This window comes from Buttiauxella brennerae ATCC 51605 (assembly GCF_001654925.1).
GTDB lineage: Bacteria > Pseudomonadota > Gammaproteobacteria > Enterobacterales > Enterobacteriaceae > Buttiauxella > Buttiauxella brennerae.
In genome coordinates, this window is the sequence record NZ_LXER01000029.1 from 24,704 (window position 1) to 40,201 (window position 15,498).

General features: G+C 51.6%; 14 protein-coding genes. 4 read left to right on the top strand and 10 right to left on the bottom strand.

The window, feature by feature from the left end:
* Positions 1-5: 5 nt before the first annotated feature.
* The 3 genes from ilvD to M975_RS15710 are packed head-to-tail and all read left to right on the top strand — an operon-like array spanning position 6 to position 3,399.
* Positions 6-1,718, top strand: a complete 1,713-nt coding sequence (gene ilvD / locus M975_RS15700; protein WP_064513792.1) for a dihydroxy-acid dehydratase — start codon at positions 6-8, stop codon at positions 1,716-1,718.
* Complete coding sequence (locus M975_RS15705; protein WP_064560866.1) at positions 1,718-2,620, top strand: dihydrodipicolinate synthase family protein; 903 nt, start codon at positions 1,718-1,720, stop codon at positions 2,618-2,620. The genes ilvD and M975_RS15705 overlap by 1 nt, the downstream gene beginning before the upstream one ends.
* Positions 2,617-3,399, top strand: a complete 783-nt coding sequence (locus M975_RS15710) for an SDR family NAD(P)-dependent oxidoreductase (protein WP_064560867.1) — start codon at positions 2,617-2,619, stop codon at positions 3,397-3,399. The genes M975_RS15705 and M975_RS15710 overlap by 4 nt, the downstream gene beginning before the upstream one ends.
* A 50-nt stretch (positions 3,400-3,449) precedes the next feature.
* On the opposite strand, the gene ispH is transcribed toward M975_RS15710, so the two are convergent.
* Genes ispH through ribF form a run of 5 tightly spaced genes read right to left on the bottom strand, consistent with a single transcriptional unit; the run spans position 3,450 to position 9,138 of the window.
* Positions 3,450-4,400: a 4-hydroxy-3-methylbut-2-enyl diphosphate reductase gene (gene ispH / locus M975_RS15715; RefSeq protein ID WP_064560868.1), complete on the bottom strand. Its 951-nt coding sequence runs from the start codon at positions 4,398-4,400 to the stop codon at positions 3,450-3,452.
* The gene (gene fkpB / locus M975_RS15720) at positions 4,381-4,851 is read right to left on the bottom strand and encodes an FKBP-type peptidyl-prolyl cis-trans isomerase (RefSeq protein WP_034459386.1); all 471 of its coding nucleotides are present in this window, start codon (positions 4,849-4,851) and stop codon (positions 4,381-4,383) included. Before fkpB ends, ispH begins: the two co-directional genes overlap by 20 nt.
* Before the next feature lie 3 nt (positions 4,852-4,854).
* Entirely contained in the window at positions 4,855-5,361 is a 507-nt protein-coding gene (lspA, locus tag M975_RS15725) for a signal peptidase II (protein WP_064513797.1), read from the bottom strand.
* A complete protein-coding gene (gene ileS, locus M975_RS15730) occupies positions 5,361-8,177 on the bottom strand; it encodes an isoleucine--tRNA ligase (RefSeq protein WP_064560869.1) in 2,817 nt (938 codons plus the stop codon). The genes lspA and ileS overlap by 1 nt, the downstream gene beginning before the upstream one ends.
* Before the next feature lie 28 nt (positions 8,178-8,205).
* Positions 8,206-9,138 (bottom strand): bifunctional riboflavin kinase/FAD synthetase, encoded by a 933-nt coding sequence (gene ribF / locus M975_RS15735; protein WP_064560870.1) that lies wholly within the window; start codon positions 9,136-9,138, stop codon positions 8,206-8,208.
* Between the two features lie 326 nt (positions 9,139-9,464).
* Here ribF and rpsT point away from each other — a divergent pair, with 326 nt between their 5' ends.
* Positions 9,465-9,728 carry a 30S ribosomal protein S20 gene (gene rpsT / locus M975_RS15740; protein WP_064513803.1) on the top strand — a complete coding sequence of 88 codons (264 nt, stop codon included), beginning with the start codon at positions 9,465-9,467 and terminating at the stop codon, positions 9,726-9,728.
* A gap of 73 nt (positions 9,729-9,801) precedes the next feature.
* On the opposite strand, the gene nhaR is transcribed toward rpsT, so the two are convergent.
* From nhaR to M975_RS23135, 5 genes are all read right to left on the bottom strand, one after another.
* Positions 9,802-10,695, bottom strand: a complete 894-nt coding sequence (gene nhaR / locus M975_RS15745) for a transcriptional activator NhaR (protein WP_064561074.1) — start codon at positions 10,693-10,695, stop codon at positions 9,802-9,804.
* A gap of 68 nt (positions 10,696-10,763) precedes the next feature.
* Positions 10,764-11,942 carry a Na+/H+ antiporter NhaA gene (gene nhaA / locus M975_RS15750; RefSeq protein ID WP_064560871.1) on the bottom strand — a complete coding sequence of 393 codons (1,179 nt, stop codon included), beginning with the start codon at positions 11,940-11,942 and terminating at the stop codon, positions 10,764-10,766.
* A 221-nt stretch (positions 11,943-12,163) separates the two neighbouring features.
* Complete coding sequence (gene dnaJ / locus M975_RS15755) at positions 12,164-13,303, bottom strand: molecular chaperone DnaJ (protein WP_064560872.1); 1,140 nt, start codon at positions 13,301-13,303, stop codon at positions 12,164-12,166.
* Between the two features lie 97 nt (positions 13,304-13,400).
* A complete protein-coding gene (dnaK, locus tag M975_RS15760; RefSeq protein ID WP_064560873.1) occupies positions 13,401-15,320 on the bottom strand; it encodes a molecular chaperone DnaK in 1,920 nt (639 codons plus the stop codon).
* Positions 15,321-15,494 carry a hypothetical protein gene (locus tag M975_RS23135; RefSeq protein ID WP_167350543.1) on the bottom strand — a complete coding sequence of 58 codons (174 nt, stop codon included), beginning with the start codon at positions 15,492-15,494 and terminating at the stop codon, positions 15,321-15,323. It lies immediately after the preceding gene.
* Positions 15,495-15,498: the final 4 nt, after the last annotated feature.

Here is a 15,498-nt window from a genome sequence, read left to right on the forward strand (position 1 = left end):
AAACTATGAGTGGATGTGGCGGTGGCGGATGTGCCAGTTGTGGCACGCATTTCAACCCGATTCTTGAAGGTGACGATGGCGCACTGAAACGTGCGCTGTACAAATCAATGGGTCATACCGATGAACAACTGCGTAAGCCTGTAATCGCCGTAGTGAACAGCTACACCAATGCGACAGCAGGACATGCAAACCTGAATGAACTGACCGCCAAAGTGCTCGAAGGCATTGATGAGGCAGGTGGTGTCGGAATGGTGTTTGGCACCATCGCACCGTGTGACGGCATTGCTGAAGGGCATCTGGGGATGCGTTACATCCTCGCTGCCCGCGAAGTGATTACCGCGTCGATTGAAGTGATGATGCGCGCCCACCGCTTTGACGGCATGGTGTTACTCGGCTCGTGCGACAAAATCGTTCCGGCGATGTTAATGGCCGCGGCACGCCTGGATATTCCGGCGATTATGGTCAACGGCGGCCCAATGTACCCGGCTGAATACAAAGGCAAACACTGGGACGGCAATATCGTTACCGAAGCCATTGGTTGGAAAATGCGCGGTGAAATCAGCGAAGAAGAGTTCGCCCACATTGAAAATATCGCCGAACCCGGCCCTGGTTCCTGCACCATGTATGGCACCGCGAACACCATGTGTTGTATCGGCGAAGTGCTGGGCATGAGTTTACCGGGTAGCAGTACGCTGCCTGCTATCTCAAAAGAGCGCCGCGAATGTGCTGTGGAAACCGGTCGTCAGGCCGTCAAACTGGTATTGGATGGCGTTAATGCACGCCAGATTATTACCGCTGAATCCATCCGCAATGCGATGATTTATTTGCTGGCTACGGGCGGTTCGACCAACGCAATTCTGCACTTACAGGCAATTTATTATGAAGCAGAGCTGGGCCATTTGCCGCTGTCTGCTTTTGATGAGTTAAGCCATCAGGTGCCATTGGTTGCCTCGCTTTATCCGGCCTCCGAACACGACATGATCGACTTCTGGGAAGCCGGTGGTGTGCAAGCGGTCGAATATGAAATCAGCAAATTGATGGATCTGAATGCGCTGACCGTGGCCGGAAAAACCAAAGCCGAGTTGCTGACCGAAGCAACCCGGAGTTGCCGTCCGGAAGTCATCCATACATTAGCCATTCCCGTGCGTAACGAGGCTGGTGTTGCCGTGCTACACGGCAATCTGTCGCCACTCGGATGCGTGGTAAAACCAGCCGCTGTACCGGAAAACCTGATGGTGTTCCGTGGCCCTGCGGTGGTGTTTAACAGTGAGCAGGAATCTGTGGAAGCCATCATGTCCGGCCAAATCCAGCCGGGTAGCGTGCTGGTGCTGCGTTATGAAGGGCCGAAAGGCGGGCCGGGAATGCCAGAGATGTACAAGCCCATGAAATCGCTTGAAGGTATGGGGCTTTCTGACACTTGTGCGTTGATTACTGACGGGCGTTTCTCAGGCTCCAACCGTGGTCTGTTCGTCGGCCATATTTCACCGGAAGCGGTGGATGGTGGCGAATTGGGTCTGGTAGAAGATGGCGATGAAATCTCTATAAATATCCCAACCCGCACGCTGACATTGCACGTTTCAGAAACCGAACTGGCAACCCGTCGCGAGCACTGGAAACCGGTAGATAAAGAAGTGCCACGCGGCTTCCTGCGTTTGTATCGCCGTTGGGCACTACCCGCCGCACAGGGTGCCGTGCTGGCTGACCGGGAGGAAGACTGATGACTCAGCGCTATAGCGCGACGAATATCGTCGGGGTAAACCCTATTGTTGCCATGCCGTTCACCAAAGAGGGCGAGATTGATGAGGTGAGTTTTGTTCGTTTACTGGAACATCTCACCGATACAGGCGCACAAGGCACCACGCTGTTTGGCATCGCCAGCGAGTTTCCTAAACTGAGCGATCAGGAACGCGATCGTCTGGCGCAGATGTTTGTCTCGACGCTGGCAGGCAGTTCGCTCTATGGCGCGATGTCCGTGACGGACCACAGTACCGAGATGGCGGTAAAACGCGCCCGTTATTATGCAAGCCTCGGCGTTGATGCGTTGATGTTGCTGCCGCCGTTCTTCCTGCAACCTAACCCGCAGGCGATTCAGGATCATATCTTTGCGGTGCTGGAAGCGGTCGATATCCCGGTAATGGTCCAGTACGCCCCGGGTGAAACAGGTTTATCCATAACGCCTGAGCAACTGGCGGCTGTCGCCGCGCGTTACCCGCACGCGGTGTTCAAAATTGAATGCAATCCGCCGGTGGATTACACCCGTGAGTTTCTCCAGAAAGCCCCGCAAGCCAGTGTGCTCAATGGTTATGCCGGTTTGTACATGCTGCAAATGCTGGCCGCTGGCGGCAAAGGTGTGATGCCAGGTTGTTCGTTTACTGAGGTCTATGTGCGTATTTATCGCCACTGGCTCAACGGTGAACAGCAGCAGGCCGAAGCCTTACACAGCGCGTTATTACCGTACATCCAACGCTGGATGAGCCACTGCGAATACATCATTCAGGTAGAAAAAACGATCCTGATGAAGCGTGGGATTATCGCAACGGATTATTGCCGCAAGCCTGGCTGGCCGCTTTCGCCAGAGGATCATCAGCTTATCGATAATTTCATCAGGGACTTATTATGAAGATCCAACAATCTGCTCGTGTTGTAATTGTTACCGGAACCAGTCAGGGGATCGGCCAGGCGATTGCACAAAGCTATTTAGATAACGGTGATATCGTTATTGGTTGCGCTTTTTCAGCCCTTGAAAAAGCAGCAAACGCGCAAAAGATGCTGGCAGAAAACCCGGAGCATTATTTTTATTACTCTGTGGATGTGACGAAAACCGAGTCGATTAAGCAGTTTGTTAACGACGCCGAAAAGCTTTTTGGCCGCATTGATGTCGTGGTGTCTAACGCCGGGAAAAATGTATTCAAAGGTATCGACTGCGAAGAGAGTGATTGGGCGCATAACTTCGATTTGAATCTGCGATCCCATTGGTACCTGGCGAAATGTGCCCGCCCGGCGCTGCGCAAATCCAAAGGGGTGATCATTGTGATTACCTCTAACCATGCCTTCTCCACCATGCCAGGCTGTGCGCCCTACAACATCAGCAAGCGGGCGCTGTTGTCGCTGGTGCAAAGCCTGACTATCGAATGGGGGCCAGAAATCCGCACTGTGGGTATCGCACCTGGCTTTATCGATACCGATGGCAACCAGGTGTGGTTCGACTCGCATGCTGATGGGAAAATGGCACGCGAGAAAACCATCAAAAAGCACCCGGTTGGGCGTATTGGTCGCTCAGAAGAAGTTGGCGATCTTTGCCTGTTTTTATCCAGCGATAAAGCCGGATTTATTGCCGGGACAACGATTGTGATGGACGGCGGGCGCAGCGCGATTATGCAGGACGAGGAAGACGCATAAAGGAAAAGGGGAGCAAGCGCTCCCCTTTTGGAATGGGTGTTATATGTCGACTACTCGACTTCTTTCACATCCACACGCAGTTCACGCGGCACTTCGAAGATGATGTTTTCTTCGCGCCCGACCAACTCACGGGTTTCACTGCCGCCTAATTCACGCAGGCGCGCCAGAACGTTTTGCACCAGGATATCTGGCGCAGAAGCACCTGCCGTAACACCAACACATGCGGCATCTTTAACCCAGGATTCCTGGATATCCGTTGCATCATCAATCAGATAAGCGGCTTTGCCCATGCGTTGGGCAAGCTCTGCCAGGCGGTTGGAGTTGGATGAGTTCTTCGAACCAACGACCAACACCACGTCAGCTTCATCCGCCAACGCACGTACAGCTTCCTGGCGGTTGGTTGTCGCGTAGCAAATGTCGTCTTTGCGTGGGCCGATGATTTTCGGGAAACGTTTACGCAGCGCGTCAATCACGTCAGAAGTGTCATCAACGGAAAGCGTGGTTTGCGTCATAAACGAAAGTTTGGCTTCGTTTTTCACATCCAGCTTGCTGACATCTTCCGGTGATTCAACCAGATACATGCCACCTTTAGGGTTGCTGTACTGGCCCATGGTGCCTTCCACTTCCGGGTGACCAGCATGGCCAATCAGAATGGATTCTTCACCACGGCGACTGGCGCGAGCCACTTCCATATGCACTTTAGTCACCAGCGGGCAGGTCGCATCAAATACCGTTAAATCACGGCCTTTGGCTTCGTTACGCACCGCCTGGGAAACACCATGTGCGGAGAAAATCAGGATTGCGCCATCAGGCACTTCACTGATTTGCTCGATGAAAATCGCACCACGTTCGCGCAGGCTGTCTACCACGTAGCGGTTATGGACCACTTCGTGACGGACATAAATTGGCGCGCCGTAAATGGCCAGCGCGTTTTCAACAATGCTGATAGCGCGGTCTACCCCGGCACAAAAGCCGCGAGGGTTAGCCAACAGGATCTGCATTCAACGCCTCCAGTACCGGGTCAATTTCCAGTACTTCGATATCAAAATGAATGGTTTGCCCGGCGAGTGGATGGTTAAAGTCAACGGTGATGGAATCACCATTAACCTCACGCACAACCCCTGGCATCTCGCTGCCATCCATTGCAGTAAACAGCATAATCGCCCCTGGCACCGGCTCACCCGCATCAATAAATTCACGGCGCGAGAAATACTGAATCATGTCCGGGCTCGGAATACCAAACGCCGATTCAGGTGCCAGTGAGAAGGCTTTTTTGTCCCCTGCTTTCAGGCCGACAAGCTGGTCTTCCATGCCCGGTGACAGTGTTTCGTCACCCAGCGTGAAGAGTGCCGGTTTGCCGTTATTACGGGTCGACTCGGCTGTGGAACCATCTTCGAGTTTCAGCGTGAAATGCACTAAGACTCTGCTATTGGCCTGGATAGACTCAGCCATGGATTACCCTTTTTGCTTTGCGGGCTTGTCGGAGGAGACAAAGAACCCCTCCAGGACAATCAGCGCCGCGCCGATACAGATTGCCGTATCAGCTAAGTTAAACGTGGCGAAGTGCCAGTCGCCGACATAGAAATCAATCATGTCGACCACAAAACCGTGCCATAACCGGTCAAACAAGTTGCCGAGTGCACCGCCAATGATTAAAGCATAGGCGATATTATGCAGCTTCTGGCTTGCTTTGGCGCGATACATCAACACCGCCAGAATCACACAGATACCGATGGCGATACCCGCGAAGAACCAGCGCTGCCAGCCGCCTTTATCCGCAAGGAAACTAAACGCGGCACCGTAATTGCGGGCATAGTGCAGATTCAGCGACGGGAACAGCGATACGGTGTCCCCCAGCATGAAATGCTGGAGGATCAGGTATTTGCTGCCCAGATCGATAATCAGTACCACGACCACCAGCCACAGCCAGCTCAGTCCGGTCGAACAGATCGATTTACTCATCAGGCAAATTTACGCTTTTCGCCGTCACCGGCTACGTTGGTGACACAGCGGCCGCAGATTTCTGCGTGTTCCGCAACCAGACCGATGTCGGTGGTGTAATGCCAGCAACGCGGGCATTTTTCACCGTCGGCTTTACGCAGGGCAACTTTCAATCCTTTCAGGATTTCGCTTTGCTGTGCGTCTTCAGTTGCCTGTGAATAATCGGCAACTTCAGCACCTGAGGTCAACAGGACAAATCGCAATTCCTCGCCCAGGCTGTTGAGCTTCGCCGCCAGTTCGCTGTCGGCATACAGGGTCACTGCTGCTTCCAGAGAGCCGCCCACACGCTTATCAGCACGCGCTTGTTCGATAACTTTGTTCACTTCGCCACGCACGGTTAACAGCGTGTCCCAGTATTCATTGTTCATCGTTTCGCTGTCAGCCAAGCCGAACAGACCTTCGTACCACTCGCCAGTGAAGACGTATTTCTCACGATTGCCCGGCAGGAACGCCCAGATTTCGTCAGAGGTGAAGGACATGATTGGTGCCATCCAGCGGACCAGCGCTTCTGCAATGTGGAACAGTGCAGTCTGGCAGCTACGACGCGCTACGCTGTCAGGCTTCGCGGTGTACTGGCGGTCTTTGATGATGTCGAGATAGAACGAGCCCATTTCGATGGAGCAGAAACGCATCAGGCGTTGCACCACTTCGTGGAAATCGTAGTTTTCGTAAGCCGCGAGGATATCGGTTTGTGCATCCTGCGCACAGCTGACAGCCCAGCGATCCAGAACAACCATCTCTTCCGGTTTCACCATATCAGTTTCTGGATTGAAGCCGTTAAGGTTCGCCAACAGGAAGCGCGCGGTGTTACGGATACGACGATAAGAGTCAGCAGCGCGTTTCAGGATCTCATCGGACACCGCAATTTCACCGGTGTAATCCGTTGATGCCACCCACAGACGCAGAATATCCGCGCCCAGTTTGTTCATCACGTCCTGCGGAGAAACGGTGTTACCGATGGATTTGGACATTTTACGGCCCTGACCATCAACGGTGAAGCCGTGAGTCAGTACCTGGCGGTAAGGCGCTTTGCCTTTCATCGCCGTCGAAATCATCAGTGATGACATGAACCAGCCGCGGTGCTGATCCGAACCTTCCAGATACATGTCTGCTGCATGGCCATTGAATTCAGGGCGCACATCAACAACAGATGAATGCGTTGAACCGGAGTCGAACCACACGTCCAGGGTGTCTGGCACTTTGGTGTAGTTGTCAGCGTCGTCACCCAGAATGTCGCGCGGGTCGAGATCCCACCACGCCTGGATGCCGTCTTGCTCAACACGCTTAGCAACTTCTTCCATCAATTCCAGAGTACGCGGGTGCAGCTCTTCAGTGTCTTTGTGTACGAACATCGACATTGGCACGCCCCAGGTACGCTGGCGGGAAATACACCAGTCCGGGCGGTTAGCAACCATAGATTCGATACGCGCCTGGCCCCAGTCCGGGATCCACTGCACGCCTTTGATCTCTTTGAGTGACTGCGCGCGCAGGCCTTTTTGATCCATGCTGATGAACCATTGAGGTGTTGCACGGAAGATGATCGGTGTTTTGTGACGCCAGCAGTGCGGATAGCTGTGCAGCAGTTTCTCAACGTGCAGCAGAACGCCTTTATCACGCAGGATGTTAACAATCAGGTCGTTCGCTTTGAACACCTGTACGCCATCCAGACCTTCATAAGTGCCTGGCAGGTAGCAACCGTCCGGGCCAACTGGGTTAGCGATTTCCAGATTGTATTTCTGGCTGATCACATAGTCGTCAGGGCCGTGGCCGCCAGCGGTATGCACTGCACCAGTACCTGCTTCCAGCGTAACGTGCTCGCCAAGAATCGCCGGCACATCGAAATCTAAGAACGGGTGCTTGTAGCGAGTCAGTTCCAGATCGGCGCCTTTAGCGGTGCCCAGAACAGTCCACTCGGTGATAGCCGCGCTCTTCATTACGCTTTCGAGCAAATCTTTAGCAACGATTAACGCCTGGCCATCAACCTGCACCAGTGCATATTCGAATTCTGCATTCAGAGAAACCGCACGGTTAGCTGGCAGAGTCCACGGTGTGGTGGTCCAGATAACCATAGAAACCGGGCCATCAACCTGAGTGGCGCCAAATTTCGCTTTTACCGCATCAGCATCAACAGCCTGGAAGCTAACGAAGATAGATGGAGAGGTTTTGTCGTAATACTCAACTTCCGCTTCAGCCAGGGCTGAACGGCAGTCAACGCACCAGTGCACAGGTTTAGCCCCTTTATGCAGATGGCCGTTACCGACGATTTTACCCAGCGCACGGATGATGTTCGCTTCGGTTTTGAAATCCATAGTCAGGTATGGACGTGACCAGTCGCCCAACACACCCAGACGGATGAAGTCGGCACGCTGCCCGTCTACCTGCTCTGCCGCGTATTTACGGCATGCTGCGCGGAATTCAGCCGCAGAAACTTTCTCACCTGGCTTGCCGATCAGCTGTTCTACTTTCAGTTCGATTGGCAGACCGTGACAGTCCCAACCTGGAACATACGGAGAGTCAAAACCGGAAAGACCTTTGGACTTCACGATAATGTCTTTCAGAATCTTGTTAACTGAGTGACCAATGTGAATGCTGCCGTTCGCGTATGGAGGGCCATCATGCAGAATGAAGGATTTTTTGCCTTTCTTTGCATTACGGATGATGCCGTACAGGTCATCATCATTCCAGCGAGCCAGCATGCCCGGTTCGCGTTTGGCGAGATCGCCACGCATCGGGAACCCTGTTTCCGGTAAATTCAGGGTAGATTTAAAGTCACTCATTAGATTCTCGGTTCCGTAGTTAGCTTGCTCAGGTATTGGGCCCAAAAAATTCGCGGGCGGTTACCACATCTTTGGCGATTTGCGCTTTCAGTTCATCAAGCGAAGCAAACCGTTGTTCATTTCGTATTTTTTTACGTAGCACCACATCAATATGGTGCCCATATAAGTCCATTGCAACGTCCAGCAAATGGACTTCTAGCTGTTGGCGCAGGCCCGCCACCGTTGGACGAGTGCCAATATTGGCAACACCCGGCAGCAGTTTATCGCCAAGGCCTGCGACTTCTACCGCAAACACCCCTTTCACCGGGGAAACCTGACGACGCAGCGGTAAATTCGCCGTGGGGAAACCAATGGTTCTTCCCAGTTCATCACCATGGACGACACGCCCGGAGATAATAAACGGATGACCCAATAGACTTTCGGCAAGCGTTAAGTCGTCATCAGCCAGTGCCTGACGAACCGCCGTGCTGCTGATTCGCACGCCACCTTCACAGAAGGTTTGCGTACTGGTGACGTCAAAGCCAAATTCCAGACCAGCCTTCTGTAATAACAAGAAATCCCCCTGGCGACCAGCACCAAAGCGGAAATCATCGCCGACTGCGAGGAATTTTACCCCGAGGCGGTCTACCAACAGTTCGCTGACAAAACTTTGTGCCGTGAGTGCCGCAAAGCGGCGATCAAACCGCACGCATAGCACGTAGTCCACACCACACTCGGCCAGATAACGCAGCTTTTCGCGCAGACGAGTCAGGCGCGCTGGGGCTTTGTCACCGGCAAACAACTCAAGTGGCTGCGGTTCAAAAATCATGACCATCACCGGCAGATTGCGCGCACGCCCTTCCGCACACAGTCCTTTTAACAGGGACTTGTGGCCTCGATGAACGCCATCGAAATTACCAATGGTGAGTACACACCCGTGGTGCTTCTGGCGAAGATTATGTATGCCGCGTATCAGCTTCATGGCTGGCTCAAAACAGTGGAAATCGGCGGATTATATCAATTACCACGGTGAAGGTTAACCGGCGATTGTCCCCTTTGGCATAAAGCATTAAGGTTTTCATCGAACTGGCGCATGGTTTCTACATGGATGCGCATCACTGGACGATTTTTGTTGCTTAAAGCTGTATTCATGACCGTTATGCTGGTAGAATCCGCGCCATCACAACGTAAGAGGCTCCGGAAATTTAACGGCGCTTATTTGCACAAATCCATTGACAAAAGAAGGCTAAGAGGGCATATTCCTCGGCCTTTGAATTGTCTACATAGATCATATTTGGGAGTTGGACCTTGGCTAATATCAAATCAGCTAAGAAACGTGCTGTACAGTCTGAAAAGGCTCGTAAGCACAACGCAAGCCGTCGCTCTATGATGCGTACTTTCATCAAGAAAGTATACGCAGCGATTGAAACTGGCGACAAAGCTGCTGCACAGAAAGCATTTAACGAAATGCAACCAATCGTGGATCGTCAGGCTAGCAAAGGTCTGATCCACAAAAACAAAGCTGCGCGTCATAAGGCTAACCTTGTAGCGCACATCAACAAACTGGCTTAATCGCCAACTTGTTGTTAGCTTGAAAAAAACCGGCTTATGCCGGTTTTTTTATATCTGAAATTTGAGTCCTGATTTAAATCTCTTTAAACAAAGCCGAGTAATCCCGATTGCACACACGCTGCACCGCCGGGTGTTGAATCATTCGTTCAGCAAATATGGCGTGATACTCTTCCATCACATTCTCGATTCGCCCAATCTCAACAATGTTCTCGTCGTTATAGATGTCCTGCCCGTACAGGGTCGGCGCGACAAAAATCGCATTGTGTGCCGCACCAAAGGCTTTCATCAGCGCCGCATCATCAAACTCGCCGAGAATTTCAACCTTCAGCCCTTGAGTGTTAATCCAGTTGAGGATCTTGCGCCCTAACATCGAACGGCGACCCGGAATCAATAAACGTCGGGTTTCAAGGCAGGCAGGGAAAGGCAAATCAGGCACCGGGTTCTGGCTCCAGAAGCTGATGCCGCACTCACCGATTTTCACCGAGAACAACCCTTCTTGCTGGGTTGAGTCAATTGGGCAGTCGGAGATAATCATATCCAGCTTGTGCTGGCTGAGTTGCTCCAGCAGCATTTCGTGAGTCGATTCAAAACAGCGAAGATGGATTTGCTCATCTTCAACGACTGCCGCATCGAGCACACCGCTCACTAGTCGTTTAGACAATGCATCCGCAATCCCCACATCAAACAGCAAGCTGGACTCTTTGCGGTAGTTCACGATATCCAGCATTTCCTGGCTTAGCGTAAACATACGATCCGCATAGCGGAAAATAAGCTGGCCTAATTCAGAAGGCACCAGACCGCGCCCCTGGCGGCGGAAGAGTTTACCTTGCAGGCGTTCTTCCAACGCTTTTATCTGCCCGGTAATGGTTTGCGGCGTTAAATACAGCGCTTCTGCAGCACCCACTACTGAGCCTTCTTTGCAGACATGCCAGAAGTAATAGAGATGGTTATAGTTAATGTGTGACATACGTTTTTCACTCCCTGATAAACAGTCCATGTGTTAACGGCTCCTGATTAGGAGCCGTTAGTGGAAAATTAATGATGTTGTAACTGCGCGCTGAAGCGGCTTCTCAACATACAGTAGCCGACGACCGCTGAAAGCAATGACCCCAATAGAATGCCCAGTTTAGCCCAGGTAATCAGAGCTGGGTCAGCACCGTCAAATGCCAGGGACGCGATGAAAATAGACATCGTGAAACCAATCCCGCACAGCACGCCAACCGCCATGATTTCCTTGCAGGTAGTCCCTTCTGGTAACGTCGCCAGTTTAAATTTCAGTGCCGCCCAACAGAACAGGCTAATACCCAGTGGCTTGCCGATAAACAGACCCGCCATGATGCCCATCGGTAACAACGACGTTAAACCGGCAAAGGTCACACCGCTTAACGAAACGCCCGCATTTGCAAAAGCAAACAATGGCAGAATCAAGAATGCGACCCAAGGATGCAGCACATGCTCCAGTTCTTTCGCCGGAGAGCGACCATTTTCTTCTTTAAGTGGGATAAGGAAACCAATAATTACCCCGGCAAGCGTGGCGTGAACGCCTGATTTCAACACTGCGGTCCAGAGCACCACACCAACCAGAATATACAAACCCGTACGGCGCACATTACAGATGTTCAGCAACGCCAGGACAGCAATGGCTCCGGCGGCAACCGCCAGCGAAAGAATGGACAGATCGCTGGTGTAGAACAATGCGATGATCACAATCGCACCCAGGTCATCAATAATGGCCAGAGCCATCAGGAACACTTTCAGTGCGACCGGTACACGGTTGCCCAGTAACGCCAGGATGCCGAGTGCAAAGGCAATATCTGTCGCTGCCGGAATCGCCCACCCCTCACGGGTAATCGGGTCCTGGAAGTTAAACAGTAAATAAATGGCAGCAGGCACGACCATACCGCCCAGTGCAGCAATAACCGGGAACGATGCCTGACGCATGCTGGCAAGCGATCCACTCACCATTTCGCGTTTGACTTCGAGGCCAATCATCAGGAAGAAGATTGCCATCAACGCATCGTTAACCCACAGCAACAGGTTTTTACTGATATCCAGAGAACCGATACGTACTTCTACCGGTGTATCTAAAAACGACTGGTAAAACTCACTGGTGGAACCAAGGTTAGCAAGAACCATTGCCAGCACAGCGGCAAGGATCAAAAAGATGCCGCTGGAGGCGTCATTATTGAAAAAGTATTTTAGTTTTTTTGTCATTCTGTCATCCCGGTTGTCCGACTGCCTTAAATCATTTAGGGCATTAATATGTATTAATCATAGCCTGTCTAATACATCGAGAAAAGTAGATTATATTGCATTAAACACTCGGAAAAAACGAATCAAATCACATAAAAAGCTAATGAATACCTGACGCATAAAAAAAGCCTGAATCAAAAAAATTCGATTCAGGCTTTTTACTACCTATAAGGAAGTTAGCTTTAGCGGGTCAGGTCATCAAAGAATTTCTTCACGCCGTCAAAGAAGTTCTTTGAACGCGGACTGTTCTTTTCACCACTTGGCCCACCAAAACTTTCAGCCAAATCGCGCAGTAACTGCTTCTGCTTTTCATTCAGGCTGACAGGTGTTTCCACGACAACGCGGCATAACAGGTCACCCTGAGCCCCGCCACGTACGGATTTCACCCCTTTGCCACGCATTCTGAACAATTTGCCAGTTTGCGTTTCGCCAGGCACTTTCAGGTTCACACGCCCATCCAGCGTCGGGACTTCAATCTCACCACCCAGTGCTGCCATTGCAAAGTTAATTGGCACTTCGCAATACAGGTTATTACCTTCGCGCTCGAAGATTGGGTGCTGTTTGACCTGAACCTGAACGTACAAATCACCTGATGGTGCGCCGTGTTCCCCGGCTTCACCTTCACCAGCAAGACGAATACGGTCGCCGGTATCAACGCCAGGCGGGATTTTCACCGACAGCGTTTTGGTTTTTTCTACACGACCATGCCCATGACAGGTGTTGCACGGATCTTTAATAATTGAACCGCGACCCTGACAGTGTGGACAGCTTTGCTGCACGGTGAAGAAGCCCTGACGCATTTGCACCTGGCCTTGTCCATGACAAGTCGGGCAAGTTTGTGGCTTGGAGCCCGCTTTCGCGCCGCTACCGTGACAAACGCCACACTCTTCAAGCGTTGGGATGCGGATCTCTTTGGTGACGCCACGAACCGCTTCTTCCAGCGTTAAGTCCATGTTGTAGCGTAAATCGGCACCACGGGAAGCTCGCTGACGGCGGCCACCACCGAAGATGTCGCCGAATACGTCGCCAAAGATATCGCCGAAGTCAGCGCCACCGCCGCCAAATCCGCCATGACCGCCGCCACCCATACCGCCTTGCTCAAACGCGGCGTGACCATACTGATCATAGGCTGCACGTTTTTGCTCGTCGGTCAGGATTTCGTAGGCTTCTTTAATTTCTTTAAACTTCGCCTCTGACTCTTTATCACCCTGATTACGATCCGGGTGGAACTTCATTGCCAGGCGTTTATAGGCTTTCTTGATTTCACGCTCTTCCGCGTTTTTCGGAACGCCTAAAACCTCGTAATAGTCTCTCTTCGCCATCTTTTTTGTCTGCCCCTAACATGCGGGCACGGGCGCAGAGGAAAACCTCAACGCCCGTGCTTCTATTCACATCACACTTTAACTTACAAAAGGGCGATTATTTTTTGTCTTTAACTTCTTCGAACTCAGCATCAACAACATCGTCGTCTTTGCTCGTTGAGTTACCAGCATCAGTTGCGTTACCTGCTTGCTGCTCAGCGTGCTGTGCCTGAGCCAGTTCCATCAGTTTCTGAGAAACTTGCGCCAGTGCCTGCATTTTCGCTTCGATGTCTGCTTTGTCTTCGCCTTTCAGAGAAGTTTCCAGCGCGTTCAGTGCAGATTCGATTGCAGTTTTGTCGTCAGCTGGCAGTTTATCGCCCGCTTCTTCAACCTGCTTGCGAGTGCTGTGCATCAGGTGGTCACCCTGGTTGCGAGTCTGAACCAGTTCTTCGAACTTACGGTCAGCCTCGGCGTTAGCTTCAGCATCGCGCACCATTTTCTGGATTTCTTCTTCGTTCAGACCAGAAGAAGCCTTGATGGTGATTTTCTGCTCTTTACCGCTGTTTTTGTCTTTCGCAGACACATGCAAAATACCGTCAGCATCGATATCGAAGGTGACTTCGACTTGCGGCATACCACGTGGTGCCGGGCTGATACCATCCAGGTTGAACTGACCCAAAGATTTGTTATCAGCAGCACGTTTACGCTCACCCTGAATCACATGGATGGTCACCGCAGACTGGTTATCTTCAGCTGTGGAGAACACCTGGCTGTGCTTAGTCGGGATAGTGGTGTTTTTGTTGATAAGTGAAGTCATCACACCGCCCATGGTTTCGATACCCAGAGACAGCGGGGTAACGTCCAGCAGCAGTACGTCAGTCACGTCACCAGCAAGCACACCACCCTGAACAGCTGCACCGATTGCAACAGCTTCGTCCGGGTTAACGTCTTTACGTGGTTCTTTACCAAAGAACTCAGTCACTTTCTTCTGCACCATTGGCATACGAGTCTGACCACCAACCAGGATAACGTCCTGGATATCGGATACAGACAGGCCAGCATCTTGCAGTGCAACTTTCAGCGGCTCGATAGAACGGTTTACCAGGTCTTCGACCAGGGATTCCAGTTTCGCACGAGTCACTTTGATGTTCATGTGTTTTGGACCAGTCGCGTCTGCTGTGATGTACGGCAGGTTCACGTCGGTCTGTTGAGCTGAAGACAGCTCAATTTTCGCTTTTTCAGCAGCTTCTTTCAGACGCTGCATAGCCAGTGGATCGTTACGCAGATCGATACCCTGATCTTTCTTGAACTCTTCCACTAAGTAGTTGATCAGACGGCTATCGAAGTCTTCACCACCCAGGTGGGTATCACCGTTGGTCGCCAGAACTTCGAAGGTTTTTTCGCCATCAACTTCGTCGATTTCGATAATAGAGATATCGAAAGTACCACCACCCAAGTCGTATACCGCGATAGTACGGTTACCAACTTCTTTATCCAGACCGTAGGCCAGAGCCGCGGCAGTTGGTTCGTTGATGATACGTTTTACTTCCAGACCTGCGATACGGCCAGCATCTTTAGTTGCCTGACGCTGAGCATCGTTGAAGTATGCAGGAACGGTGATAACAGCTTCAGTTACTGGTTCGCCCAGGTAATCTTCAGCGGTTTTCTTCATTTTCTTCAGCACTTCAGCAGAAATCTGCGGAGGTGCCATTTTTTGGCCTTTAACGTCAATCCATGCATCACCGTTATCAGCGCCAATAATTTTGTACGGCATGATAGCTTCATCACGCTGCACTTCTTCATCCTGGAAGCGACGGCCAATCAGGCGTTTGATCGCGAACAGTGTGTTCTGCGGGTTAGTCACTGCCTGACGTTTAGCCGGCTGACCAACCAGAATCTCACCATCCTGGGTATATGCAATAATAGAAGGAGTGGTGCGGTCGCCTTCAGCGTTTTCCAAAACGCGAGCAGTAGTACCATCCATAATCGCTACACAAGAGTTGGTAGTCCCCAGGTCGATGCCAATAATTTTACCCATCTAAACGTCTCCACTTAAAATTTGTTCGTCATATGGTCGTGAACCTGTTATGCGGGCAAACAAGAGTCTTTCAACTGCCCAAACATGATTTTTTGCAGGTCCATCAACTGCGGTTGCATACAAGATGGGGTCACTCGGCTCGCCATCAAGGGGTAAGGCAAAAAAAATTTTCATCTTC